We start from the raw sequence: 26,633 nt of genomic DNA, 5'->3' as shown, positions 1-26,633 counted from the left end.
GTAATTATGTCTACGAACCCCTCTATAATCGAAAAAAAACTCTTACACTATACGGGTAAAGCCATTGCCGATTTCAATATGATTCAACGTGGCGACCGAGTAATGGTGTGTTTATCCGGCGGAAAAGATTCGTTTACTCTGCTCACTTTATTGCATCATTTACGAAAACGCTCGAATAATAAATTTGAAGTGTTTGCTTTTACTTTAGATCAAGCTCAACCTGGTTGGGACGATAGTCAATTACGAGAATGGCTTCATCAAAGAAATATTCCTCATGAGATTTTAACTCGCGACACTTATACTATCGTTAAAGAAAAAATACCTGAAGGCAAAACCTATTGTTCACTTTGCTCTCGATTGAGACGGGGCATTATTTATCGCTATGCTGAAGAGCATGGATATACAAAAATTGCTCTAGGCCACCATCGCGATGATTTAATTCGTACCTTAATGATGTCTATTCTTTACAATGGAGATATACGTTCTATGCCGCCTAAGTTATTAAGCGACAATAAAAAACACATCGTTATTCGTCCTCTTTGCTATGCTCAAGAACGTGACATCATTAAATTTGCAGAAGAACAAGCTTTTCCTATCATTCCTTGTAATTTATGTGGCTCACAGGAAAACCTAGCTCGCAAGCGGATTGGAAGGCTCATTGACCAGCTTGCCGAAGAGAATCCCAAAGTTCCAAGTAATATTTTGCATGCTTTACAAAGTATTAAACCTAGCCAATTGATGGATCAAGGTTTATGGCAATTTAAAAATTTGGAAAATCAGCTAATTAATACAAGGGATGAGCTTGAGTCAGTATTATTTGAAGAGGAAATACCAGAATTGACAGAGGAAGAGCCCTTGCTATAGCTTCTCTTTCCGAAGCATAACCTTGATTCCGCAAGGCGAAATCAAGGTTCATTCTATCAACGGAGTTCCTTCGTTAGACTAGAAAGCTTATAAAGCTTGACCGCTTCGCTGCCTCAAGGCTAGGTGGAATGTAGGCCCAATCCATAACTCTATCCTGCACAACGCAGGACAACATTCTGATCAAAAGAATCACTAACTGCAAAATTTTTTCATACTAATATTTCCTTAAGAAAACTATGAAAAAATCAGTCTTTATCAATATAAATAACCTGGATAAATAAGAAGTTAAGTTTGATAAGGCTTGTTTTCCTATCAATAAAACTCGACTCTAGAATCTATCCTTTAGCTCTATTAGACTACTAATATATTTACAAAAAGGTTAAGAAATATATCTTTCTTGTAAAGATAATGTGACTTAGGTTACTATTGCAGCCACCAAACCATGGGTGTATAAATTATGATTGAAACAATGAATACTCGTTTTCGTAAATTACGTATTTACCAACAGCGCCAGTTAAAATTTGATTTTATTGCAGGTATCGTTGTTTTTCTTGTTGCAGTCCCCCTCTGTTTAGGCATCGCTCTTGCCTCAGGAGCTCCACTATTCTCTGGAATAATAAGCGGAATAATTGGTGGGGTTGTTGTTGGAGCGTTGAGTGGATCACAGGTGAGTGTGAGTGGTCCTGCAGCAGGTATGGCTGCGGTGGTCTTAGCCGCACTTTCTCAGTTAGGAGATTTTAATAGCTTTCTTCTAGCCTTATTACTTGCAGGAATTCTCCAAATCATTGTTGGGAGCTTGCGGGCAGGTTTTGTGGCTGATTATATTCCCTCGAATGTTGTACAAGGTCTTTTATGTGCAATTGGAATTCTTTTAATTATTAAACAACTGCCTTTGGCCTTCACTTTATCAACGGATCTTAAAGAACTTGAAGGTCATCTTTTAGAATCCACTGAAGGTCTTGCACTTAATCCTCTCTATGAACTATCCCAGCATATTAATACTGGGGCGTCGATTATTTCGCTTATTTCTTTTGCTTTATTGATTTTCTTTGAAAAAACACAAATAAAATGGATTAAAGGAATTCCAGCGCCAATTATTGTTGTTGTTGCCGGTATTTTAATGAATGAAGCCTTTCAATTTACGCATTCCTCTTTTGCCCAAAATTACCCTCATCTTGTTAATATTCCCAGCCACAATGGTTTTACGGATTTATTAAGCCAATTGCAGTACCCCGCCTGGTCAGCTTGGTCCAATCCTAAAATTTATCTCTATGCCGTTATCATTGCTATTGTCGCTTCAATGGAGAGCCTTCTCAACGTCAAAGCAGGTGAAAAGCTGGATAAGAAACACCGTTATTGTTCCAAAGATCAAGAATTGGTTGCTCAGGGTTTTGGAAATTTAGCTGCTGGGTTAATTGGCGGCATTCCAGTGACCTCCGTGATTGTGCGAACTTCTGTTAATATCCAAGCAGGTTCAAAAACAAAAATGTCTACCATCTTGCATGGGATATTTCTGTTTTTAGCCGTACTCCTCATTGAAGATTGGCTCAATAAAATACCTTTATCTTCATTAGCCGCTATTTTAATTTTTACCGGATATAAACTAACTAAACCTTCCATCTATCGTACTATTTTCCAACAGGGCATGGATAGATTTATCCCTTTTATTGCAACCGTTGTTAGTATTGTCATTTTTAATCTCTTAACGGGCATACTTATAGGTTTGGCGATAAGTCTGTTTTATATTTTAAAATCCAACTCAACCGCTCGTTTGGATATTATCAAAGAAATTTACACCACAGGTGAAACAAACCGTTTAGTTTTACCGCAACAAATTACCTTTTTAAATAAAGCATCTTTAGTCGCTGAGCTTAGTTCAATACCTAAAAATTCTCAGCTTATTATCGATGCAAGGTATTCCGATTATATTGATAAAGAAATCATTGAATTTATTAAAGAATTCCAGCATGAGCAAGCACCCTTAAAACAAATCTCACTCAATTTAGTTGGTTTCCAAGATAAGTATGATATTCACAATTTTATTGATTTTATCAATGTAACCACCTATGACGTTCAATCTAACTTAATGCCTCATCAGGTGCTTGCTATCTTGCGAGAAGGTAATCAGCGCTTTCTTAAAGACAGACGTATTCATCGAATTACCAACATTGATATTAAATATACCGCTAAAACACAACATCCAATTGCTGTGGTATTAGGATGTATTGATTCGCGTGTGCCCGTAGAGACTATTTTTGATATGAGTTTTGGTGATATCTTCTGCGTACGGATTGCAGGAAACGTTGTTAATGAAGATGTTTTAGCCAGTATAGAATATGCTTGTCACGTTGTGGGGACAAAATTAATTGTCGTCTTAGGCCATACTCGTTGCGGTGCTATTCAAGCAGCTTGTGATCACGTTGAAAAAGGTCATATTACTCAATTGCTTGCTAAGATTCAGCCTGCCGTCTCGGCTGAAACGGAAACCACCGGCGATAGAACATCTAAAAACGATCATTTCGTAAAGAATGTTACTGAGCTTAATATAGCCAATACCCTGCAACAAATTTATCACGATAGTCAGATTTTAAAACTAATGATTGAACAAGAAAGCGTAGGCTTAGTAGGCGCTCTTTACGATGTCAATACAGGTAAAGTGACTTTCAAAGATTACTCATCGACCTTAGAACATCTTGATCACGCAAAGGATAATAATTTGGCTGAAAAAGTACAGAAAGTACTGAGCTCATCTGGGTTGGATGCCCCTAAGTAACCGCTTATACCCATAAATTATAGGATTCCCGCGAATGTTTTCAATTAGTATGATTTCCTTCGCGGGAACGTGAAAAATTGGTGGAAATTCTTAGGTAGTGCAGACAATAGCTACATTGATGGAATAGGTCTATAGTTATTTTCAAAATTAGTAACAAGACACTCTGGAACATTAATGTTGCAGCTTTGACACAAATCAATAAAATTTTTAATAATCTCAGTATTCTTATTACCAGATAAACCAGCATCTTCTAATCGAGTTTCAATGAGACGTTTTAGCTGACTAGTCTTACCATGCTCTTCCGTATTTATCTTAATCCGCACTAAATTCAAAGCACTTAATTTAAACCTTTCTTTAGCTAGCGGAAAAAGTGTAGCACCAGCACCGCTTTGCAAATAAATATTGACGTCTTCAAGAAATCTAAGTTCTTCTGAGCGCGAACTTTTGCGATAATAGTATTTGAAAGGCAAGGCAAAAAAACCCCAACAACCCTGGCCATGTTGAGTAACATAAGCTTTCTCATAATCGACTCTAAACTCAGCTAAGTTAATGGCGAAGACTCTTTCTCTATTAGGAGCAAGCACCATAAGTGCTGAATCAACTGTTTGCTGAAGCCGCAAGATGACGGCTAAACGTTCGGTTTTTCTAAGTTCAATTTGGGACTTGCGATCAGTGAGACTCTTCTCATTTAATAAGGGGAGTACTACCAATAAATAAAGATGAAGATCGATTTTGGCTGTAGCATCAAGAAGTTGTACATCTCTAACTAAAGACTCGAGTTTGAGCTTTAATGCAATTAATACATTCTCATAAGCAAACCAATCAGAAGCTGAATTGAGAGTATCTAGTTTCAAAATTTGATTTTTTTGCCGATCAAAATGCTTTTGACGTTCCCTAAATAACTCCCCTCTCGCAACCACAGAATTCCAATCTATGATATGTTGATTGAGTCTATTCTGATTTTTTTTAATTTCATCAAAATCAAGTGCCATATAAAAACCAAAATCAAAAAATGTCCAATCATACCATAAATAATACAAAAAAAAAGTTATTATTGTTTCTAATGTAGATTACATGAACGAATCTAAATCAGCGGTCATGATTTCTATCCATACCCGCAGCTTAGGTTGTATGAATCGTGCGGGATGATAAAAAAGATAAACAGGAATAATCGGCATGCGATACTTTGACAAGACCTCAACAAGCTTGCCTGTTTTTAATGCCTCAGCAGCTTGATAATGATGCAGTGCAGTTATACCCAAACCTCGACAAGCGGAATCACAAAGTGCTTCAGCATCGTTCAAATAAAGCCGAGGGTTTAGATAAACCGTTTCACCTGAAGGAAAAATCCATTGATCGTTGGGATTTCGCATACTATGAGTTAAATAATGATGATCCTGTAAATCGCTCGGTTTTTCTGGGGTACCAAATCGTTCTAGATACTCTGGCGAGGCACAAAATACATATCGAGTGGTGGTGATTTTTTTTTGTATTGAATTTGAGGCCACTGAAATTGACATTCCAAAAACCACATCAAGTCCTTCATCAAGTAAATGGGGAACTTGTTCTGCAATTTGGAGATCCAAATTAATTTGAGGATATCGCGCAGAAAAAGCTGGTAATCGTGGCAAAATAATTGTTTCGGCAAAATAGCGTGAACTTTTTACCCGTAATAATCCATGCGGTTCAGTTTGCGATGCGCTGACGACAGAGTTTGCTTGCTCTAAAGCCTGCAACACCGTTTGCACCTCTTGATAATAGACTTGTCCCACAGAAGTCAATAAGACTTTGCGTGTCGTTCTCTCCAACAAGGAAACTCCTAACTCAGACTCCAGTAAACTCACTTGCTTACTGACAGCAGCTGGCGAGATCGCTAATTGTTTAGCTGCTCCTGTAAAACTGCGGCATTGCACCACTTTGCAGAAGGTCTGAATAAGAGCAATGGTATTCATTTGCTGATCTCCTATGCGGGCTTTCAAAATACAGGAATTCTTTTGTTTGCTCAATAAGAAAGTAGATCTGACTCTGGTAAGAGTAAGTAAGACTTGGCTCTATTCATTCGCGTAGACACCAGACAAAAAAGCAAATCGTTAAAATCTAGCATTTCGAAGTAGCTTGGGTATAATTTCTTACCCATTCTATTATCGGTATTGATTTTTACCCCCCTCAGGAGCTGGCATGCGTGCATCTCAATGGCTAATAACTACTCTAAAAGAAACTCCTAATGATGCGGAGATTGTCTCACATCAGCTCATGTTAAGAGCAGGTATGATTCGTAAATTAGGCTCAGGACTATACACTTGGCTACCTCTTGGCCTTAAAGTTTTGCGTAAAGTTGAACAAATTGTGCGCGAAGAAATGAATCATGCTAAGGCAATGGAAGTACTCATGCCCGCAGTGCAACCTGCTGAGCTTTGGCAGGAAACCGGACGTTGGGAAACTTTTGGCGACCAACTTTTAACAATGCGTGACAGCAATGAGCGCGAATATTGCTTTGGCCCCACGCATGAAGAAGTGATTACCGATTTAATGCGTAATGAATTGCAATCTTATAAACAATTACCTGTAAATTTCTATCAAATCCAGACTAAATTTCGCGATGAAATTAGACCACGTTTTGGGGTGATGCGAGCTCGTGAATTTATTATGAAAGACTCTTACTCTTTCCACTTATCGCAAGAAAGCTTACAACAAACCTATGATGATATGTATGAAGCTTATTGCCGAATCTTTGATCGACTCGGCTTACGTTATCGAGCAGTAGAAGCAGATACCGGTGCGATTGGCGGCTCAGCTTCTCATGAATTCCAAGTACTGGCTGACTCAGGTGAAGATTTAATTTTCTATAGCGATGGCAGCAGTTATGCAGCCAATGTGGAGCAAGCAACTTCTTTACTACCAAAAAAAGCAACTTCGCTTCCTAAAGAAGAGATGACCCTTGTTGATACTCCAAATCAGAAAACAATCGCTGAGGCTGCAGCGTTTTTGGGCGTGGATAACAAGCAGATAGTAAAAACTTTAATTGTACAAGGAAAAGAAGTTCCATTAGTCGCTTTAGTTTTATGCGGCGACGACGAACTGAATGAAGTCAAAGCAAGTAAACACCCTCTCGTTAAATCCCCTCTATGCTTCGCCGATGATCAACTAATTCAGCAAACCTTAAAAGCCCCGGTGGGCTATATAGGACCTGTTGGTTTAAATATTCCAATCGTTGTCGATCATCATGCACTTGCTCACAGTGCATTCATCTGTGGCGCAAACCAAGTCGATAAACATTATCTCCATGCCGCCTGGGGACGAGACGCGCAGTATCAAGAAGCTTATGATCTCCGCAAAGTGAAAGAAGGCGATATTAGCCCTGATAGTCAAGGGCATTTGCGTTCTTGCCGCGGAATTGAAGTAGGCCACGTCTTTCAATTAGGTGACAAATATGCTCGCGCCATGAATGCAGCTGTTATTAATGAAGAAGGTCAATTGCAAACCATGATTATGGGTTGTTATGGCTTAGGAATTTCACGTGTTGTTGCAGCTGCCATTGAGCAACATCACGATGAACGGGGCATTGTTTGGCCACAAAATATTGCTCCTTTTCAATTAGTTATTGTGCCAATCAATGGTCATCGCTCACCCTTAGTAAAGGAAACCGCAGAATCCATTTATCAGCAACTTCTTCAGCAAGGTTATGATGTATTACTCGATGATAGAAACGAGCGCCCTGGTGTGTTGTTTGCAGATAGTGATTTAATGGGAATTCCTCATCGTATTGTAGTCAGTGAGCGCAATTTGCAAAACAATGCTCTTGAATACAAAGCAAGAAATAGCGATGAGATAAACAGCGTCGGTTTACCCGAGCTCAGTAATTTTCTTAGTGCTCGACTCAGTTAACGCCCAATCGAACTCAAAGGCACTCCGCAATGGAGTGTCTTTTTATCAAGCAGCCTGACCATTTGTTAATATTTCGTTAATATTAATTAGATACAATTAAACTATCTAAAAGTAATTTTTGACTCCCAACTTTTTAACAACCAATGAAGGGTTGTAATGACTATTCTACTTGAAGCATTAAATGAACTTAAACAAGACTTAAATCGCATCAAAGAGGGTAAGAAGCCATTGTTATCTTCCCCTAAAGAAATTGATGCGAGTGAAAAAGTTGCGTCCAAGTCGTCGCTTAAGCGTGACAGTGCAGGAATGGATAAAACTGATGAGAGTCAAAGAAATTTTGTCAACCCAGCACTCCTTCCTGAAGATATGAAGCTATCTATAGACCCTAGCCTGGATTTAGTCGTTCCAGAGGAGTCTCCCTATTCCGATAAGGTATTGCAGGCGCTGTATAATATTGCTGATTTGACTGAAATGATAGATGGCATGATAGCAGTAGGGAGAAAAGGTTTTGAAGTTAAGCTAAATTTTAGCTACTTAGACTCAAACTGGACCCCGAAAATTGTTGATGAGAAAACTTATTATGCTGGTATTGCGTTACAGAAATTTTTAGTCAAATTAATTCCAAAGAATACAGAGGATAAATTAGAAGCGCTTTCAATATTTCCTACACTATTCCAAAATTATTTAAAAGGTCAAGTACTACCCACTTTACTTAACATGCAGCATACGTTAAACGCTCGTATGGAAATTTATGAAGCACATAATGTTCAAAATCTTAGCTATTTAAGAACAAAAAATGAAAGAAGAGAAGAGAGATTTAAGGATGGATCGCCATTTGCTAAGTTTAGAGAACTGCATATATTCATTAATAATAAAATCAAACTACAGATGTCATTATCCGATGACTTACTTAAGTCTCCGGTAAATTTAGATTCGGAAGCTATCGAGGGAGAGAAACAATTTTTAGAAACACAATTGGAAAAATTACAGGAGCTAAAAGAAGAGCTTCTAAAAATGAACTTCCAAGATGTGATTAATAATTTTAAAGTGTTTAATCAACATTGGAATGAGACAAATTTAAAATTAGATTTACCAGACGAATTTGCGAGTTCGGATCTTTTAAAAAATATTCTCGCTGCCGAAAAGATAAAAAAGGATGGGAACAGTAAAGATCTAGAGGCCTTAGAGGAAATAATTAAAAAAATCTGGATTGACCTCTACAATAAAGATCCTTTTCAATTTAATGAGGAATTCGACCTACACAAAGAAATGGGTAAAAAAGCATTAATCGCTGACTTTGAAGACGGTAAGAAAAGGATTGAGGAGGTTGAAAAAATATCGACAGAACTCGATTCTCAAATCCGATTATTACAAGATCGAATAAACGCACCTGAGTTGTTAAAGGCATACCCAGACCAAATTAAAGACTTCCTCGAAGATAGGCAAGCTCACCCGAATGATATTCCAACCTCTGACCTCGTTGAAAAAGGAGAGGAAGCACCTGACGATATCGGCGCTTGTAGTAAATTAATTGAGCAATTGGAAGCATATCGCTCAAAGCTAATCGCTCACCAAAACTTTTTAAATCCCGAACATTCGCATCCTATTCCTGATAATAAAACTCCAGGTTTTCTAGAGCTTTGCAAAGAAATACTCGCTCCGGCTAGCGAAGCATTAAAATCCAGGCAGGAAACCACTGCAAAACAATTAGAGGTTGTTGATAACCGTATTCATCAAGTAAAAGAAAAACAAAGTCACTTGCAATTCGTGGAATATGAAAAGTTAGTTGGGCAAAAGATTGATGAGCTGATTGCACAGAAACCTGAAGCTAGGCTTAACATTGAACTCCCTGATGCAACGCTGGATAAAGAAAAACAATTAGAACTCACTATTAAAGCTTATAAAAACAAGCTAGAAGACCCAAAAACAGGGTTATATGCCCACCGGAAAAATCAACAAGCTTATAAAGCCCATTTAGAGTATCTGCACGATCATTTTGAAGCATCAGACCTTGCTCCTGCAGCCGAACTTAATGAGCTTTATAGTCAAGTTATTGAGCGGGCTAAAGTAATATTAACTAAACAAATTAAATTGGTTAATGAAGAAATTATTACCACTGATAGACACATTCATCAAATCAAGCAAAACCAAAATGACAGTGAATTGGCCTTAGCGAGGATGTCTGAGAAAACAATGAAAGCTCGTTTTGAAGAAAAAAAACAAAAAATCGCTAGTGCCTTCGAACAGTTAGAACAAATCCGCAGACTACAGGTCCCAGTTGCTGCTAAATTTAGTGGCTATCTTCGGGATGTACACAATGACCAAGTAGCAGAAGTGACCAGACGTTTCAGTGATTCTAAACGCTCAATTATTAATCATTACGGATATGAACAAAGCCAACTTTTAGACGAGGCATTCGGACGTATAAAATTTTTAGAAGAAGCAAAACCAAAGTTAGAAGAATACAGAAAGGCGCTTGCGAGCTCAGGTCGCTATATACCCACCACTCAGGTACCTAAAGACGAATTATTAACTTATTTAGAACATCCTGATGATGAATGGAGTAAGGAAGCAATTGATAAGTGTTACAAAACAGCTGAAATTGCCCAGAAACGGCGTGGTTTCAACTGGGACAATATCATTAATATGAGATCTCACTATACCACCATCCTCAGACCTAGTGATTTCGATTATGATACCGACGACTTGATTGAGGTTGTCGACACTAAGCTCAAAGCAATAGAAAGGGAATTAACTATTGATATCACAGCAGCTGCCGAATCAGTTCAGGCTAATGCCTCTCCTCCATCCAAGCTCTATGTCTTACAGGAGCAATATCAAGAAAGCTTAAGTCAACAACAATCCGCTATAGATAAGATAATAAAACAAGAAGGAGAAGAATTAGCTGAGTTAGATAAGATAAAACTGCATGAAAAACAACCTCTTTTAATAGCTAAATTAGAGACCAGGCTTGCAGAACTCACCCATGTCAATGCGCAATTGGATGCGGCCTATAGTCAATTTGAATATAAATTAATTGGAATTGAAGCCGAGCAACAAGATCTCGATGAGATTATTAAAGAGAATGATAGCACTCGATTATTAGAATTGATTAAAAATAAAGAAACTTCACTTCAACAAAAAACAGGCTCTCCTTCTTTACAAGGAATTAGCCAGTTATTCCGGAGCAAGCAAGATTTTCGTGATTCATCCATCTTAGAGCTCAGTAAGCAAATTGATGATTCCTACTCTGCTCAAATAAAAGCGTTAGAAATCGACGAGGACAGCAATCCAATAGATTTTATTCAATTAAAGGAAATGTTGAACAAGTTAACACAGTCTATTCAAGACCTAACCAATCAAGTAAGTAGGCAGCCGGAACAAGAGGCTGAACTCAAGGAATTACAACATAAAAAAGTTAAATTAGCATTTCAAATACAGTCTGCTGAATTGCATGATCTGAAAAGTCATTTAGAGCTAGTCCCCCCAGAACTTGAGGAACAACAAAAAGGCGTAGTTAATGACTTTAGACAATTACAAGAAAAAAGAGCAAAACTCAAAACGGGTCAAAGAGAAACTTGCAGCACAAGAATTGCTGATTTTGCAAAAAAAATAGAAAGTAATATTGCTATTGTTGAACGGCTTCGTGTATTAGCAACCTATGAAATTGAATATCGTAAACTCGTCGCAGAGACGAAAGAGGAATTAAATCCTGCTCAAAAACAAGAATTAGCCAAAAAAATTGTAACCCTGTTTTTGGATTATGAGGATAATTTATCCAAAATAGCGGCTACTGGCAGTAAAGAACTCAAGGATCAATTAGCTATTCATATCAATGCTCTGAATAATTATCTCGAGGGTAATCTAACTTCCATAGAAGACGAATACAAAGAACTCATCGAAAAGGCAAAGACAGTAGAATCGAAAGATAGTAAAGCATTAAATGAAGAAATACACTCTGTAGTCGATAAAAATACAGATCTCCTGACTCAAATTTATAAGGTAAATAATCGGGCTTTTAAAGTTCAACTCCAACGGATTGGTCATTTGATTAATGGTGAAGGAGGACTTAACCAATTTACAACTATAGAAGAATTAAAGCTTATCAAAGAGCGTTATGCTCGATTAAACGAAAAAATTGACTCTCTTAATCTTAGAAGAGATTCGGGTCCTTCTGGAGAGCATTTTATTGCTTTGGCTATAACAGTGTCCAAAGCAGTGGATAATAACTCAGATTATCTAGAAATGATTGGAAAAACAAAGAATCAAGCAATACTAAATTATCTTGAAATAGTCCGCGAGCAAGAAGAAAAACTTTTAGAATTTATGCGAGATCCTATAGTTTCTACACCCGCTTTCTCGCAAAGAATTCAAAATAAAATCGATTCATATTTCAGTAAAGCTCCTGAAAGCCCCGGAATTTTTGTCGCTTATTTAGCAAAACGGGCAGAAACCTATTGGTTCAAAGATTTTATCTCACGAAATGCGTCAATCGCCTTAAGTTGTTTCTGTAGATATAAAACCGATGCCCAAGAAAGAGAGGAGTTTGTGACGCAACTAGAAAGTGATTTAAATGCTTATCAGGAAAATCCTAACGAAGAGAGTTTTCTAAAGCTCGAAAAAACAATTGATGAAGGCAAGAAGAAATTCACGCCAAGAGCTAGCGAAGGTGCGGAAAAATATCAAGATTCATTACTGGCTAAGCTAACTTCTTTCGAAGACAAGCTTAAAACCTTAGAAGAGGCACGAAAGCAATACAATCAAGAAATGGAAGAGACAGCCAGCCTTTATGCATAAAGGCTTCTTGCAAGCCTTAGTCTGAACCGTTGTCTAGGAGTTGAATCCCTATGTTTTCAGAGTCAAGCAACTCGCTCAACAAACAAATACCTTAGAAACCGAAATGAAGCCAAATGGAGTTTCAATCAAACTAAAGTCTCAACCTCAGACGAATAGTTCATTTTGTTCTGAGTTAATTTGTAACACGCTGGCTAACAACTGACGTGTGTATGCTTGCTCAGGATGTTTTAAAATCTTTTCACAACTTCCTTGCTCCACCATTTTTCCGTCATGCATCACTAATACCTCGTCAGCGATGTAAGAAACGACTGCCATGTTATGCGTAATGAATAAATAGGCTAATCCTGATTCTTGTTGCAGATCTTTCAATAGATTCAGTATTTGCGCCTGAACCGAAATATCCAGAGCACTCGTTGGCTCATCACAGATCAATACTTCAGGCTCAGTAGCTAGGGCTCGTGCAATGCAAATTCGTTGGCGCTGACCGCCCGAAAATTGGTGCGGATAGCGATGTAAGCTATTACGGGGTAAATTGACTTGCTCTAAAAGGAGTTGTTGTTTTTTATGAATCTGCATTGTACTGAATCCTTGAGCGAGCATCCCTTCTGCTAGGATCTCACCCACAGTCATCCGCGGATTCATCGAAGAAAAAGGATCTTGAAAAATAATCTGCACCTTTTTACGATACTCGCGTAACCCTCTACCTTTTAAAGCCCTCACATTGTGACCTTGATAATAAATTTCCCCGCTAGTGATTGGTTGTAAGCGCAATAAAGCGCGGCTTGTGGTCGTTTTTCCACATCCCGACTCACCAACTAATGCTAAGGTTTTCCCTTTATATAAATCAAAAGACAAACTATCAACCGCCTTGATAGGTTCTATTTTTCGTTGAAATAATTTTCTCTTTGTGGAGAAATGAACCATCAACTGTTTGACCTCCAATAATAGCTCATGACTTTCCTTGACAACCCTGCGCTCTATTTCTTGAACGGTTAACGCTGGCGGTTGCTCATGTTCGGGATATAAATGGCAACGTACCTGCCGCCGCTGAATAACTTGTAATTGCGGTTCTTTAAAATCGCAGAGTGAGAAAGCATGTGCACAACGTGGATGAAACCGACATCCCTCAGGTAAACTATCTAAAGTCGGCACGGCACCGGGGATGGCCTGTAATCGCTGTTGTCGTTTGTTAAAATTAGGTAGTGAAGCGAGCAATTGCTGAGAATAGGGATGCAACACTTGAGAAAAAAAATCGTCCACAGCAGCTTGCTCAACAATTTGACCCGCATACATCACACAAACGCGATCGGCCACTGCCTTTACGACACCCAAATCATGAGTAATGAGTAGCATACTCATTTGATGTTGCCGTTGTAATTTTTTCAATAAAGCTAAAATCTGCGCCTGAATAGTGACATCCAATGCGGTGGTGGGTTCATCAGCGATTAATATTTCGGGTTTTGCAGCCAAAGCCATGGCAATGACGACCCGTTGTTTCTGCCCTCCCGATAACTGATGTGGGTATTGTTGAAGTCGCAATGTCGGTTTAGGCATTTCTACTTCTTCAAGCAGTTCGACCAACCGTTGTTTCATTCGGCGAACTCCACCCTGATGTTTTTCTAAAATTTCAACAAGCTGTTCGCCAATGGTGAGCACAGGATTTAACGCAGTCATGGGTTCCTGAAAAATCATAGCAAGTCTTCGGCCACGCAATGAACGCATCACAGACTCAGGAATATCCAAGATATCTTGCCCATCAATTTTGATTTCACTGGTGCGGCCGTAGGCTGCATTGCGTGGCAAAAGACGCATTAACGCTAGCGAAGTCAGCGATTTCCCACAACCCGATTCACCCAATAAAGCGAGAGTATCTCCGGGATGCAGCATAAAATTTAGCCTGTCAACGGCGGTAACCCATTTATCCTTGTTTTGAAAAGCAACACTTAGCTGTTTAATTTCCACAAACTTGCTCATAAACTAATAGGAATCAAAAGGAATGATCACTCTAACAAGAGATGAGCAAAGGAACAATGCTGACACCTTGATAACACCTCGGTATAATTTCTCAAAAACTCATAATAAGAAGAATAAAAAATGGTCAGAATCGCTATTACGATGGTTTTCATCCTCATGTCTTGCTTAGTGCAAGCAGAAGAAAATGCCGCTACATTTTATCAGGTCGATTTGATTATCTTCACGCATCAACGAACCTCTGCTCTCACTCCGGAATTATCCCTCCACTCAACGCTATCCTCCGAAAGTGCTAAGGCTATTCCATTACAAACAGAGGCTACTAAAAAATTAACCCCTTATCATTTACTACCCTCCTCTTCTTCACAATTACGAGAAGAATATTGGGCCTTACATCGCAAACCTGAATATCGTGTTTTGTTACATTACACTTGGCTACAGCCACTCAATAATCAACGTGCTATCGCCCTCCCCAAAATTAATCGCGATGGTTGGGAACTCGAAGGCTCTCTGCGCATTCAACGCTCGAATTATTATTTGTTGAATACCGAATTATTGTTCTCGACGCCAGACAATCAGCAATCTCCCTTTGTATTTGCGCAAAAACAACGATTAAAAGGGGGAGATACTTATTATTTTGACCATCCGCAAGCGGGGATGTTAATTAAGATTCATCAGCTATCGTAGGTGGGGCCAAGGCCTATAGCCCAAAAATTTTTCTCAGACATCCGTGTTCTATTCCCACCTAGTTATCGAGCTTCTTGCGCGGGCGAGGGACTGTGGGGAGGGAAAATTATTGTAGCCTGATGACGCCTAGCTCTTACCTACACCCCCGTCTCTTTTAGCAAAGGCTGAATTATCGAGCTAATCAATTGTGCTAACGCTTTTAGACACGCCAACTTGGCTGTACTGGGTCGCCAATAGAGAGCAATTGAGCGTGAAGGCGCGGGTTGAGCAAAGGGTAGAATTTGTAAATTACTCGCTTCTGTATTCTGAATAGCCAACGCCGGTAAAAGAGTTACTCCTATTCCTGACTGCACCATCAACCGCAAGGTTTCTAAACTGGTTGCGGTAAAATCAGCACGTATTTCCGCCTTTGCTAAGCGACACACCGACATCGCTTGTTCACGTAAACAATGACCCTCCTCCAAAAGCAGGATTGGTTGATCAACTAATTCTTTGATCTGGATCTCGGTTTTGTTTTTTATTGATGAGTGAGTCGCGGCAGCAAAATAAAATGGCTCTTCAAAAAGAATTTGCTTATCAAACTCGCCCTCAACCGGTATCGCCATCAATGCTGCATCTAGTTGCCCAGAAGTTAATTTATCAATTAAACGATGCGTTTTGTCCTCAACTAACCACACACGTAACTTAGGAAAACTCGTTTGAATTTTTGGCATAATCTGAGGCAACAAATAAGGTGCCAAAGTAGGAATTGCCCCTAAACGTAACTCGCCAGCAAAAGGATCGGCAGAAGCTCGCGCTATTTCTTTAATTTCTGCCACTTGCGCTAAGATTTCTTGCACACGCCCCACTAAAGCCTTCCCTTGCTCAGTCAACATAACTTGTTTGTTATTTCGCTCAAAGAGAGTCAATCCTAATTCTTCTTCAAGCTTTTTAATCTGCATACTGAGTGTAGGTTGGCTCACATGGCATCGTTTTGCTGCTTCACCAAAATGCATGACCTCTGCTAAAACTACAAAATACTGTAAATCCCGTAAATTCATTTTTTTCCTCACATTTCACCTAGGGTGAGTACTGCAGTACAATGACGAATTCTATACCCATTCTTTAAGTAGGATGGGCTTATTTATAACAAATAATAGGACAGCGCATTGAATAAGGAAATAAAACCTTTTACTCATTTCAAGCTCAACGCCCTCATTGATCTGTTTTTAAAATCCTTCCTATTAGTGATCACCATCAGCGTTTTTGTGCCTTTCTCTCCCAAAATGCCTGCTCCAGGTCTTGATCCATCCTGGGCTCTTGGCTTAAATCAAGCGCTGGCTCTAGGCCTTGCCTTTGGTAAGGACATCGTTTTTACTCTCGGCCCTTATTCCGCCATCTATACCAAAGCTTATCACCCGAGCACTGATTTAATGATGATGAGTGGGAGTTTCTATTTGGCTGTATCCTACTGGATGTGTTTTCTTTATTTAATGAGAGGAATTAAATGGCATTGGACTCTGCTCTTTTGCGGTCTGCTGTTAACCATGATTTATGTGCGGGATTCATTATTGTTCTCTTACCCACTTCTGGTTGGATTAGCTTGCTTTAAAATGAATGCTTGTGAAAAACCAACTGGCTTAGCTCACAGATTCTATTTAGTCTTATTTTTTGCCCCTTTTGGTTTACTCCCTTTGATCAAAGGCTCACTTCTGATTTTGTGTGCACTCGTTGCAGCTCTTTGCGCAGGGTATTTTTTAATCAATAAAAAAAATCAATCGGCTCTTCTTTGCCTCCTTTCCCCCCTTGTCTCCTTAGTGTTATTTTGGCTTGTCGCAGGGCAATCCGTGAATAATTTATTACCTTATATGAGTAGCACTATTTCTCTCGCTTCTAGTTTCACGGAAGCCATGTCAGTTGACGGTATTCATGATGAAATTATTTTATATCTGGTTAATTCTGTGCTCATTTTTTTGTTTATTGTCTTTAGGAAACAGTTACCAGCGACTGCTCGATTATTTATTTTAGGGATTTTTTTTATCTTCTTATTTCTTTCTTTTAAAACAGGATTCACACGCCATTACGGGCATGCATTCATCGCGAGTTCATCGATTCTCATTGCTGCACTGATGCTTCCATTTATGTTTAATTCCAAGCTAACGCTCCTTCTTATTCTTTTTTCGCTGAATACTTGGTCTTATATCAACAGCCATTACACCCCTATTTCAATAGCTAATAACTTCAAATCCACCTATACGGCTGCCTGGTTTGGACTTAAACATAGGATTAATGACCCAAATAGCTTCAGGAAGGATTTTGAGCTCGCAATGAATTTTCTGCAGCAGCGCAGTTCCTTTCCTTCTTTATTAGGAACGACGGATATTTATTCTTCGAATCAATCCTATTTGATCGCTTCTCCTAATACCTGGTCGCCCCGCCCAGTATTTCAAAGCTATTCCGTGTTTACTGCCAATTTAGCCGAAAAAAATAGAAGGCATTTATTGGGGAACAACAGACCGGATAATATTATTTTTAGAATAGAACCCATCGATGAAAGAATTCCCTCTCTAGAGGACGGCTCTAGTTGGCCCTTATTAATTGCAAATTATCAACCTGTTGAATTTAAAAATGGTTTCTTATTCTTACAAAAAAGGAATCCGATTACCGAAAACTCTACGCAATTATTAGTCAGTGAAACGCATTTTTTAGGGGAGACAATAGAGCTTCCTAAAACGACTCATCCCTTGTTCGCTCAAATTGAGATTAAACCGACGTGGGGAGGATATTTAGCCATTCTTTTCTTCAAACCCGCTCCATTACAAATCAGTTTCGAGCTGCAAAATGGCATAAAAAAACAATACCGCTTTATTAGAAATATGGCAAAATCAGGCTTTCTTTTATCACCATTGATAGAAAATACTGCTGAATTTGCTTTGTTATATAATCAAGCAAGTGAATTGGATACAAAAGCGGTAAAATCGTTTCAAATTTCATTAGACCAAAGCCAATCATGGCAATGGAATCATGAGTATATAGTGCATTTTAAAACGCTAAACTAGCCAATATCATCTTTACTTATTGTGCAAAATCCAGGCATTTCACCCTCGGTAACCCCTGCAATCAGTTGATGCGTTCTTTTTTCTCTTGCCAATGCATCCTGGAAAATGAGCTGAACTTTTGGAGAGGGGATACCAATGCGCCAGATTCCTTCTTGTGTTGTTTCTTTAACAGACACAAACTGAGACATAGCAGTCGCAGCACCCTGCCCATCACGCCATCCGGCTATGGCCCCTCTTAAGGCATCTGGTTCTTGTAAATTGACGGCATAAAAGCCAGATCCATCATTAAATTGACATAAAACACCGGTCAAGGGATGTAAACTTTCTTGTGGTTGGCTCACCCACACTTGCTTAAACCAGGCTTTGGGTGCTGTAACAAATTGATCTTTTGTGTTAGCACCTGTCTGTAAATGGCCATTTAAACGACCGGTTTGATTAATGAGCAACTCAACCCCAGAGCGTAAATCTTGGCTAATCGGAGCACTAATCGCTTGTCCTAACATATCAACTTTAAAATTAAACCCTTTATTTGCATCCGTTTTTACGCCAAAAACCCAGCTATTATTGATTGGATTAAATTGCATAAAAGCCTTTCCGACTCGCCAATTTTTTGCGTCAGGATGTTCAACAACTGCGTTACTCTCTTCAAATAACAGAACTTTTTTACTTTGATTGTCAATGAGGGTGGCCGCAGCATAAAATTGCGTGTTTTTACGTTGCATTTGGAAATAGTAATTGTAGTGCTCACCGCTTTCGTTAGTCACTATACCGGAGAATACCCAATAAGCCTCCGAGGCATTGTTGGTCGCTACATTATTTTCAATCTTCTGCGGTTCAATCTTTGTTGGATCACTTGATTCCGCAGCACAAATACTTGCCACGAAAAAAACAAAGCTTCCAATCAACTTGCGCAATCCTATATGTCTCATTTCAAATGCAACCCTGTAGTTGTTCATGTGACCATAGCGCCTGCCAAAATGCGTCGCTTAATTTTGCCTCTACGGGTAAAAAATACCAAGAGTCTGCTGCAAAAGATTGGCATTTAACCGCATCCTTTTCTGTCATTACTACGGCTTTTGCTACGAACTGTAATTCCTTTACCTGGAAATGATGATGATCCGGAAAAGGATATTTTATTATTGCTAATCCCATATTTTGCAAGGTATTAAAAAATCGTTGCGGATGACCTATTGCTGCAATAGCAGCAACTGGCGACGACAAACTCTCAGTCGAAATTTCAAGTCCCGTTACAAGCTGCGTTAACTTACCTGGTTGCAAAGTCATCCGATGGGCATTCGGCCATTCACCATCGTTAACAACAATGAAATCGCTTTTTTGCAAACGTTGGGCACTTTCCCGCAGCGGTCCTGCCGGCAAGCATAACCCATTTCCTAATTGACGCAAGCCATCGATCACCACAATTTCAATAGCTCGTCCCATAGCATAATGTTGCAAGCCATCGTCACTCAGAATGATTTGGCTTTGGTGCTTATTCAACAAATACTTCACTGCCTGAACACGCTTGGGAGCAATAACCACGGGACAGCCCGTTTTTTTTGCTAGTAAAAAAGGCTCATCGCCGACCCAGTTTACTGCATCATCAAGAGAAACTTCGTGGGGAAATCGTTTAATCGCCGCACCATAACCCCGACTTACGATTCCAACACGCAATCCCTTAGCTTGTAATTGCTTTGCTAAAGCTATAACCAAAGGTGTTTTTCCCACACCACCTATGGTTAAGTTACCAACTACAATGATAGGCACGGGAAATTGTAGCTGATGAAAGCGTTGTAAATAAAAACGACGAAGTTTAGTAATAACCGCGTAAACTAAAGCAAGGGGCCAAAGCACCCAACGCAATGGGTGTTTTTTATACCATAATTTATCGATATTGAATAACATTATGCGATAACTTCTTCGTGTTCGACACCCAATTTCTGCACTCGATACAATTGAGCATAGTGTCCATCCAAGTCCAGTAATTGCTGATGCGAACCCTGCTCAACGACATGTCCTTGATTCATAACAACAATTTTATTTGCTCTTTTAATTGTTGACAAGCGATGGGCGATGACTAAAGTCGTCCGCGTTTGCATAATTTGCTCCAAAGCCACTTGAATATAGCGTTCTGATTCGCTATCCAAAGCGGAGGTTGCTTCATCAAGAATGAGAATAGGAGCATCCTTTAGGATAGCTCGCGCAATCGCGATTCGCTGCCTCTGACCACCTGACAAGAGTACTCCATTTTCACCTACACGCGTGTCATAGCCCTTGGGCAATCGTCTAATAAATTCATCTGCAAATGCAAACCTCGCCGCTTGCTCAATCTGTTCACGACTGACATCAAAACGGCCGTAAGCAATGTTATTTGCCAAACTATCGTTAAATAGTGTGACATTTTGACTCACTAGGGCAATTTGCTCTCGCAAACTGTCTAAAGCCATTTCACTAATCGATTCACCATCTAAAGTGATACGACCTTTTTTGAGTTCATAAAATCGTGGTAACAAACTAGCAATTGTCGTTTTACCGCTACCAGAATGACCCACTAAAGCGACTGTTTCACCTGCTGCAATGTTAAAACTCACCTCATGCAGCACCGGTTGGCCTTGGCGATAGGCATAGCTAACCTGCTCAAATCCGATGGCACCTCTTGCTTTTTTCGTGAGTCGCTTACCTTTTTTGCTTTCGACCGGCTTATCAAGCAAATCAAATACACTCTCAGCACCTGCTAACCCACGTTGAATCTGAGCATTCAAGGTCGTTAACGTTTTCATCGGTTTAATGAGCTGCAGCATCGCCGCGATAATGGCAAGAAAAGAACCTGCTGTAATGGTAATGACGGTTGATAATTGAATCGCTGCCAAAATAATTACCGCGATTCCCACAGCAATAACAAATTGCACACCCGACACGTTAATCGCTTTAGAAACAGCCACTTTCATGTCATTTTTTCGCGAAATCTCGGTGGCTCGATCGAATTTCTCAACCTCATGCTGCTCACCACCAAAAATACGCACCACACGATAACCGTCTATCACTTCACCAGCAATTTCAGTGACCTCACCCATCGATTTTTGTACTTTATGGCTAATGCGACGCACACGTTTGTTGGTGTAAGCCACAATGAATCCAACAAAAGGAATCGTTAACAGGAACATGAGCGATAATTGCCAGCAAATCACAAACATCACAGTGAGCAGACCAATCACCAAACAGGTGTTTTGCACAAAATCAGTTAAGGCATCAGCACTTACCTGCGCCACTTGCTCCACATCGTAAAGAATTTTAGAAAGCAGTTGTCCTGAAGTCGCTTCGTCGTAATAATCGGCAGGTAATTTAACGATATGGGAGAAAACACGCTGACGCAACACTTTGACGACCGAGCGAGCCACCCAGGTCATACAATAACTACCCAAAGAACTGACTAATCCACGTACCGTGATACCTATCAAAACAATAAAAGGAATTTTTTTAACGAAATCCAAATCGATATGGATGAACCCTTTATCAAGAAAAGGACGCATCATATAGGTAAAACCCGCGTCAATAACGGAGTAAAGAATATTAGCAAATATGCCTAGTAACAGGACAGGCCAAAACGGTTTAACATAGGACAGCAAGCGCCGATACAGCGGGCCAGTTTTGCCAAGAGGCTTTTTATTCATTAGTATGCGATTAGGTTGGCATTAGGTGGCCTGAATTGTAACGCTAAATAGAGCTACACGCCAAGGAAAATTGGCAGCGATTCGATGGTAATCGCTGTCGCGTTGTAGTTTAAAAACCCTCCCCCTTGAAAGGAGAGGGATTTCTAAAAATCCACTCGCCCACGAAGGGAGAAAGTTAAAGTGAGGTAATTTCTAAAATCCACTCGCCTCCAAGGGGAGAGGGGATAAAAACTTGACGCGACAGCGACTATTATTTTTGTCATTATTGTAACCTTTGAGACAACTCTGCAACCAAACCCGGCCCTTGATAAATTAAACCGCTATAAATTTGCAACAACTGTGCACCTGCCTTTATTTTGTCCTGAGCCACCGTGGGATTATCAATGCCGCCAACTCCGATTAAAGTCACGTCATTACCTACGACCTGTTTTAGTACACGCAAGCATTGCGTTGAACGCTCCGCTAAGGGACGACCACTTAAGCCCCCCTGCTCTGTTCCATGAGCTAAAGAAGACACTGCATCGCGTGCGCAAGTCGTATTCGTTGCGATAATGCCCGCAATACCTAGTTCGACAATCACTTCAGCCATTTCTTTCAAGCCTTCATCCGATTCATCTGGGGAGAGTTTTATCACTAAAGGCACCGCACGCTGATGTCTATCCGACAACCGCTTTTGCTCTTCGCATAATTGACCAAGAAGATGACGAAAAAATTTTTCTTGCTGCAATAAACGCAAATCTGGGGTGTTAGGAGAAGAAATATTGATGGTGACATAAGACGCATGCTCATAAACTTTCTTTAAACAATGCAAATAATCGTCCGCCGCTCTTGTTAAAGGGGTGTCTTTATTTTTACCGATATTAATCCCCAAAATACCACGATATTTTGCTTTAACTACATTGCGGACCAAAGCATCGACACCTAAATTATTAAAACCCATGCGATTGATAATTGCAGCCGCTTTGGGTAAGCGGAAAAGACGGGGTTTAGGATTTCCTATCTGTGGATAGGGAGTGACAGTACCCAGTTCGATAAAAGAAAATCCAATTTTGCTTAAAGCATCAATGTGCTCGCCACTTTTATCTAAACCAGCAGCTAAACCAATTGGATGAGGAAACGTTAATCCCATGGCAGTTATTTCTCGGCCAGCAGGTGGCTTAAAGCACAATTTGGGCATCCACTCTAAGATCGATAAGGAAAAATCATGCGCTTTTTCTTCATCCAGCTTAAACAGTAAAGGACGAATTAGTGAATACATAACAAACTCCTGCTATTACCCCAGCGGGAAATACTACAGCAAAAATAGGAAAGGACAGAGTTTACTGATAAGAAAGCAAAAATCGAAGAGGATTCAACCAAAAAAACTATAAATTTCGAATAATATATTGACAAATGATCAAAAAGATCGTTGCATAAGGGATTGTCACTCTGAGTTTTACAAAATTTTGATAAAACCTGTGAGTTAAAGCATCCTAAAAGTAAAAATTTGCAATAAATGCATGATTGGAGGTCTTTAAATTAGCCAACAATAGCCAGTATTAACTTAAACACTGATGTAGGATTTAGCAATAAAATGAGGTAACAGAGGTTAGAGACCGATTTTACAAGTTTTAAAGCTTTTCTTGTCGTTAGAATAAAGCGCCGCAAATGGGGTTCTTAGTTTAAAAGTTACTCGGACTTATTTGAGCTAACATAAGGAATATGTTATGTCAGATACTGCAAAAGGAATTAAAGAAGCACTCGAGTTAGATAAAACACGTTTATCTACCAAAGACGGTGCAATAGCTATTCAAGAAAAGCTCGAAGCGCTAAATTTTGAGCTTGATGCGCTTCATTTAAGCATAGAAAATCTGCTTTTGAATAATTCGCTATTACTACCTTCTGTGATTGCTCTTAGGCAATCCATTGAAGAGAAAGAGGGGATTGATTTACTGAGCTACTACGGTCTACTTAAAACATTTACCCCTTCCGAATTATCAACAACTTTGCAAGATACCTTATTGTTAAAAATTGACACCTTAGACGGCTATCTTTCTTCGTTAATCAACCAATCAAGGCTTGAGTTATTTTCATTACGGAACCCATCCGAAGAAGTTACCCCGGTTGTTAGGCAAATAACCGCAAGTTTTATCGAGATGCATCTTACTATTTTTAGAAACCTTTTGAACAAACAGGGTCACAATGAGCAACAAATCAAATTTCTTACTAAAAAAATAGATGTACTGAAAACCAAAGTGGCGGAAATAGAAAAACTGAATATTTTAGAATTCATTTCTCATATTGAATGGCGTCTATCGCGTAATTTACACCCTCAATTACTTAGCCCCATGTTTGCTTTCTTTGGAAAAGGAAAAACCAATAAAAAGTTGGTTCATGAAATGAATAATTTGTACGAAGATTTACAAAGTAAACCATTTACTAAGCAAGCTTTAATTGGTTCGCTTTATTTAACCAAAGAACGTTTTGTTGTGTTATTGCATAAACCATTGTGTGATTTGATTACAAACCAGATCAATCAATTTCTTCAATTCACCCAAAGTTCTGAAAGCAAATACGAGCGTTCAAACTGCGTTCGGCTTTTTGAAGAACAAGCGAGAGCTCTGGGCGTGAAATGGCCAGATACTCAATCCACAGCAAAACAACCCTCCAGCGAACCTCTGGGATACAAACCAATGGACGACAATTTTATGGATGCCGCAGTGGGTGCAGCTCCGGCTGCCTGATTTTAAACCACGACAGGTCGCATCCATAGCCGTCATTTTTGCATCGATAATTTCTCCAGTTGCTCCGCAGGTAAATCCCACAGTTTTGCCCATCTTTTGTGGGTCACTCAACTCTTCTTCGTTTTTATCTCTCATCGGTAGCTCTTTAAATAAAAGAGCCTAATTTATCATAATGATAAAATACATATTATTTCATTTTACGTCGAACAGGCATCCTCACACGTAGAAAGAGTTCTCAAGAAGTTGCGACGGACCCAGCATCCCCTTAAACGGGGCATTGCTGCGCCCAAACTCGCAGCATGGCATTGCCACTTGGCTGCAAATGATAAGCGACCTCCCTAACTTCTGTGCCAAAATTATCCTGTTGTAAACCAAGTAACACGGGTCCTAAAAAAGGTGAGGGCTGGTTGTAACGATCAATCAAGGGAAAAATGCGCACTTCTTTGGCAACTCGGGCTAATTCTTGGATGACCTGCAAATGAAAATCCACATCCTGATCATCTAAATCAGCAAATAAATAATGGGAACTTAGAGCAAAATCGAAAGAAAAATCAGCAAAAGGTAGAGCATATTCACTTAACCCTAGATAACGTTTCTCTTTTTTACCCTTTTCATAATCTGCAAAAAATTTAGCAATTCCTTCTTGCCTCTCATCGACCAATAACTTGGGGCTACCATAACGGCTAAAATCAAATTTTTCCTGGTCTTTAAGCACTCTTGAAACCATGTCAGCAAAAACCAAGGTGACCTTGCTATAAAGCGTATCTTTATCCAAATTAAACAAAGGGTCGCAGCTAATAATATTTTTCGACGTTGTTGCTAATTCGGCGTTTACTGCACTGGGTCCGCAACCATACTCTAATATTCGAGCTTTCATATCTTCTTTGGATAAATCAAACATTTCCTGATATTCATCAGCATGATGTCCCCAGAGTACGAGTTTACGCATGTTTCACTCCTTTCGACTTCAATTATAGTCAAGCAAATTAAATTGATGTTGCAAGTTCAATTCGATTGGGTATAGTCTAGCCTATTTGGTTTAGTTACAGGAAGTCATCTATGCACACTGGTTTACAACACCATTTGGGCGAAACTTATGACCTGTTGCGCGACAGTGTTTATCATTTTGCCCAAAAAGAAATAGCCCCTCTCGCTGCCAAAATTGATACAGAAAATGCTTTCCCGAATCATTTATGGCGAAAACTAGGTGAGATGGGCCTGCTAGGTATTACTGTAAGTGAAGAATACGGCGGAGCAAATATGGGCTATCTCGCTCATGTCATTGCTATGGAAGAAATATCACGTGCCTCGGCTTCAGTTGGCTTAAGCTATGGGGCTCATTCCAATCTCTGTGTCAATCAAATCTATCTAAACGGCAATCCCGAGCAAAGACAACGTTATCTACCTAAACTTATTAGTGGAGAATACATAGGCGCGCTCGCAATGAGCGAGTCTAATTCCGGTTCTGATGTGGTCAGTATGCAATTACAGGCACAAGCCCAAGGCAATAAGTTCATCTTGAATGGCACTAAAATGTGGATTACCAACGGCCCCGATGCGGATGTCCTCGTTGTTTATGCTAAAACAGATAAGCAAGCTGAAAGCAAAGGAATTACTGCCTTTATCATTGAGAAAGGACTTCGTGGTTTTCATACAGCCCAAAAACTGGATAAGCTCGGTATGCGAGGCTCAAATACTTGTGAACTAGTATTTGAAGATTGCGAAATACCTGCGGAAAATGTCCTTGGTGAAATCCACAAAGGAGTCAAGGTTCTAATGAGTGGCCTTGATTACGAACGCACCGTACTAGCTGCAGGACCGATCGGCATCATGCAAGCTTGCATGGATGTCGTCTTACCCTACGTCCATGAACGCAAACAATTTAATCAAGCCATTGGTGAATTCCAATTCATCCAAGGCAAATTAGCCGATATGTACACCGAATTAAGTGCTTCACGTGCTTACCTCTACGCCGTCGCCCGTGCATGCGATCTAGCTAAAGTCAGTAGGAAAGATGCCGCTGGAGTGATTTTATATACCGCCGAAAAAGCGACACAAATGGCGCTGCAAGCCATTCAAATTCTAGGCGGTAATGGATATATCAACGAATATCCAACAGGCCGATTGTTACGTGATGCAAAGCTCTATGAAATTGGAGCGGGTACCTCTGAAATTAGACGAATGTTAATCGGACGTGAACTTTTTAAAGAAACTGCCTAAGGGAGAA

General features: G+C 39.6%; 17 protein-coding genes. 8 read left to right on the top strand and 9 right to left on the bottom strand.

Going from position 1 to position 26,633, the window contains the following annotated elements; all coding sequences use genetic code 11:
• The first annotated feature begins 6 nt into the window (after positions 1 to 6).
• Together ttcA and Ldro_RS06185 are read left to right on the top strand one after the other, a co-directional pair.
• The gene (gene ttcA, locus Ldro_RS06190; protein WP_058495530.1) at positions 7 to 864 is read left to right on the top strand and encodes a tRNA 2-thiocytidine(32) synthetase TtcA; all 858 of its coding nucleotides are present in this window, start codon (positions 7 to 9) and stop codon (positions 862 to 864) included.
• 457 nt (positions 865 to 1,321) lie between these two features.
• Positions 1,322 to 3,637, top strand: a complete 2,316-nt coding sequence (locus Ldro_RS06185; RefSeq protein ID WP_058495529.1) for a bifunctional SulP family inorganic anion transporter/carbonic anhydrase — start codon at positions 1,322 to 1,324, stop codon at positions 3,635 to 3,637.
• A gap of 110 nt (positions 3,638 to 3,747) precedes the next feature.
• Here the strand turns inward: Ldro_RS06185 and Ldro_RS06180 are convergent, their stop codons facing one another.
• Both Ldro_RS06180 and Ldro_RS06175 read right to left on the bottom strand, forming a co-directional pair.
• On the bottom strand, positions 3,748 to 4,629 hold the full coding sequence (locus Ldro_RS06180) for a hypothetical protein (RefSeq protein WP_058495528.1): 882 nt from the start codon (positions 4,627 to 4,629) through the stop codon (positions 3,748 to 3,750).
• A 78-nt stretch (positions 4,630 to 4,707) separates the two neighbouring features.
• On the bottom strand, positions 4,708 to 5,589 hold the full coding sequence (locus tag Ldro_RS06175) for a LysR family transcriptional regulator (RefSeq protein ID WP_058495527.1): 882 nt from the start codon (positions 5,587 to 5,589) through the stop codon (positions 4,708 to 4,710).
• 226 nt (positions 5,590 to 5,815) lie between these two features.
• Between Ldro_RS06175 and Ldro_RS06170 the strand changes: the two genes are divergently transcribed.
• Entirely contained in the window at positions 5,816 to 7,522 is a 1,707-nt protein-coding gene (locus tag Ldro_RS06170; protein WP_058495526.1) for a proline--tRNA ligase, read from the top strand.
• A gap of 156 nt (positions 7,523 to 7,678) precedes the next feature.
• On the top strand, positions 7,679 to 12,319 hold the full coding sequence (locus Ldro_RS06165; RefSeq protein ID WP_058495525.1) for a hypothetical protein: 4,641 nt from the start codon (positions 7,679 to 7,681) through the stop codon (positions 12,317 to 12,319).
• A gap of 144 nt (positions 12,320 to 12,463) precedes the next feature.
• Here Ldro_RS06165 and Ldro_RS06160 read toward each other — a convergent pair whose 3' ends face one another.
• On the bottom strand, positions 12,464 to 14,293 hold the full coding sequence (locus Ldro_RS06160) for an ABC transporter ATP-binding protein (RefSeq protein ID WP_058495524.1): 1,830 nt from the start codon (positions 14,291 to 14,293) through the stop codon (positions 12,464 to 12,466).
• 120 nt (positions 14,294 to 14,413) lie between these two features.
• Here Ldro_RS06160 and Ldro_RS06155 point away from each other — a divergent pair, with 120 nt between their 5' ends.
• Positions 14,414 to 14,977 (top strand): CsiV family protein, encoded by a 564-nt coding sequence (locus tag Ldro_RS06155; RefSeq protein ID WP_065235906.1) that lies wholly within the window; start codon positions 14,414 to 14,416, stop codon positions 14,975 to 14,977.
• A 137-nt stretch (positions 14,978 to 15,114) separates the two neighbouring features.
• On the opposite strand, the gene Ldro_RS06150 is transcribed toward Ldro_RS06155, so the two are convergent.
• Complete coding sequence (locus Ldro_RS06150; RefSeq protein WP_058495522.1) at positions 15,115 to 16,017, bottom strand: LysR substrate-binding domain-containing protein; 903 nt, start codon at positions 16,015 to 16,017, stop codon at positions 15,115 to 15,117.
• Between the two features lie 108 nt (positions 16,018 to 16,125).
• Here Ldro_RS06150 and Ldro_RS06145 point away from each other — a divergent pair, with 108 nt between their 5' ends.
• Positions 16,126 to 18,015 (top strand): hypothetical protein, encoded by a 1,890-nt coding sequence (locus tag Ldro_RS06145; RefSeq protein WP_058495521.1) that lies wholly within the window; start codon positions 16,126 to 16,128, stop codon positions 18,013 to 18,015.
• Here the strand turns inward: Ldro_RS06145 and Ldro_RS06140 are convergent.
• The 4 genes from Ldro_RS06140 to Ldro_RS06125 form a co-directional block, all read right to left on the bottom strand.
• Positions 18,012 to 18,971, bottom strand: a complete 960-nt coding sequence (locus Ldro_RS06140) for a hypothetical protein (protein WP_193786633.1) — start codon at positions 18,969 to 18,971, stop codon at positions 18,012 to 18,014. The two genes, Ldro_RS06145 and Ldro_RS06140, sit on opposite strands and share 4 nt — an antisense overlap.
• A complete protein-coding gene (gene lpxK, locus Ldro_RS06135) occupies positions 18,946 to 19,917 on the bottom strand; it encodes a tetraacyldisaccharide 4'-kinase (RefSeq protein ID WP_058495519.1) in 972 nt (323 codons plus the stop codon). The genes Ldro_RS06140 and lpxK overlap by 26 nt, the downstream gene beginning before the upstream one ends.
• Positions 19,917 to 21,683, bottom strand: a complete 1,767-nt coding sequence (msbA, locus tag Ldro_RS06130) for a lipid A export permease/ATP-binding protein MsbA (protein WP_058495518.1) — start codon at positions 21,681 to 21,683, stop codon at positions 19,917 to 19,919. The genes lpxK and msbA overlap by 1 nt, the downstream gene beginning before the upstream one ends.
• Before the next feature lie 262 nt (positions 21,684 to 21,945).
• Entirely contained in the window at positions 21,946 to 22,941 is a 996-nt protein-coding gene (locus tag Ldro_RS06125) for a quinone-dependent dihydroorotate dehydrogenase (RefSeq protein ID WP_058495517.1), read from the bottom strand.
• A gap of 448 nt (positions 22,942 to 23,389) precedes the next feature.
• On the opposite strand from Ldro_RS06125, the gene Ldro_RS06120 reads away from it, so the two are divergent.
• Positions 23,390 to 24,406 carry a hypothetical protein gene (locus Ldro_RS06120; protein ID WP_058495516.1) on the top strand — a complete coding sequence of 339 codons (1,017 nt, stop codon included), beginning with the start codon at positions 23,390 to 23,392 and terminating at the stop codon, positions 24,404 to 24,406.
• Between the two features lie 265 nt (positions 24,407 to 24,671).
• Here the strand turns inward: Ldro_RS06120 and Ldro_RS06115 are convergent, their stop codons facing one another.
• A complete protein-coding gene (locus Ldro_RS06115) occupies positions 24,672 to 25,355 on the bottom strand; it encodes a class I SAM-dependent methyltransferase (protein WP_058495515.1) in 684 nt (227 codons plus the stop codon).
• A gap of 110 nt (positions 25,356 to 25,465) precedes the next feature.
• Here Ldro_RS06115 and Ldro_RS06110 point away from each other — a divergent pair, with 110 nt between their 5' ends.
• Positions 25,466 to 26,626: an isovaleryl-CoA dehydrogenase gene (locus tag Ldro_RS06110; RefSeq protein WP_058495514.1), complete on the top strand. Its 1,161-nt coding sequence runs from the start codon at positions 25,466 to 25,468 to the stop codon at positions 26,624 to 26,626.
• Positions 26,627 to 26,633: the final 7 nt, after the last annotated feature.

It is taken from the genome of Legionella drozanskii LLAP-1 (assembly GCF_001467585.1).
In the GTDB taxonomy this organism is placed as follows: Bacteria; Pseudomonadota; Gammaproteobacteria; order Legionellales; family Legionellaceae; genus Tatlockia; species Tatlockia drozanskii.
This window is presented reverse-complemented; position numbering and strand designations above follow the sequence as displayed.

Bases quoted from the DNA above. Each gene is read 5' to 3' on its own strand.
- ttcA (WP_058495530.1), top strand. From the start codon at position 7: ATGTCTACGAACCCCTCTATAATCGAAAAAAAACTCTTACACTATACG.
- Ldro_RS06185 (WP_058495529.1), top strand. From the start codon at position 1,322: ATGATTGAAACAATGAATACTCGTTTTCGTAAATTACGTATTTACCAA.
- Ldro_RS06180 (WP_058495528.1), bottom strand. From the start codon at position 4,629: ATGGCACTTGATTTTGATGAAATTAAAAAAAATCAGAATAGACTCAAT.
- Ldro_RS06175 (WP_058495527.1), bottom strand. From the start codon at position 5,589: ATGAATACCATTGCTCTTATTCAGACCTTCTGCAAAGTGGTGCAATGC.
- Ldro_RS06170 (WP_058495526.1), top strand. From the start codon at position 5,816: ATGCGTGCATCTCAATGGCTAATAACTACTCTAAAAGAAACTCCTAAT.
- Ldro_RS06165 (WP_058495525.1), top strand. From the start codon at position 7,679: ATGACTATTCTACTTGAAGCATTAAATGAACTTAAACAAGACTTAAAT.
- Ldro_RS06160 (WP_058495524.1), bottom strand. From the start codon at position 14,293: ATGAGCAAGTTTGTGGAAATTAAACAGCTAAGTGTTGCTTTTCAAAAC.
- Ldro_RS06155 (WP_065235906.1), top strand. From the start codon at position 14,414: ATGGTCAGAATCGCTATTACGATGGTTTTCATCCTCATGTCTTGCTTA.
- Ldro_RS06150 (WP_058495522.1), bottom strand. From the start codon at position 16,017: ATGAATTTACGGGATTTACAGTATTTTGTAGTTTTAGCAGAGGTCATG.
- Ldro_RS06140 (WP_193786633.1), bottom strand. From the start codon at position 18,971: ATGAACAACTACAGGGTTGCATTTGAAATGAGACATATAGGATTGCGC.
- lpxK (WP_058495519.1), bottom strand. From the start codon at position 19,917: ATGTTATTCAATATCGATAAATTATGGTATAAAAAACACCCATTGCGT.
- msbA (WP_058495518.1), bottom strand. From the start codon at position 21,683: ATGAATAAAAAGCCTCTTGGCAAAACTGGCCCGCTGTATCGGCGCTTG.
- Ldro_RS06125 (WP_058495517.1), bottom strand. From the start codon at position 22,941: ATGTATTCACTAATTCGTCCTTTACTGTTTAAGCTGGATGAAGAAAAA.
- Ldro_RS06120 (WP_058495516.1), top strand. From the start codon at position 23,390: ATGTCAGATACTGCAAAAGGAATTAAAGAAGCACTCGAGTTAGATAAA.
- Ldro_RS06115 (WP_058495515.1), bottom strand. From the start codon at position 25,355: ATGCGTAAACTCGTACTCTGGGGACATCATGCTGATGAATATCAGGAA.
- Ldro_RS06110 (WP_058495514.1), top strand. From the start codon at position 25,466: ATGCACACTGGTTTACAACACCATTTGGGCGAAACTTATGACCTGTTG.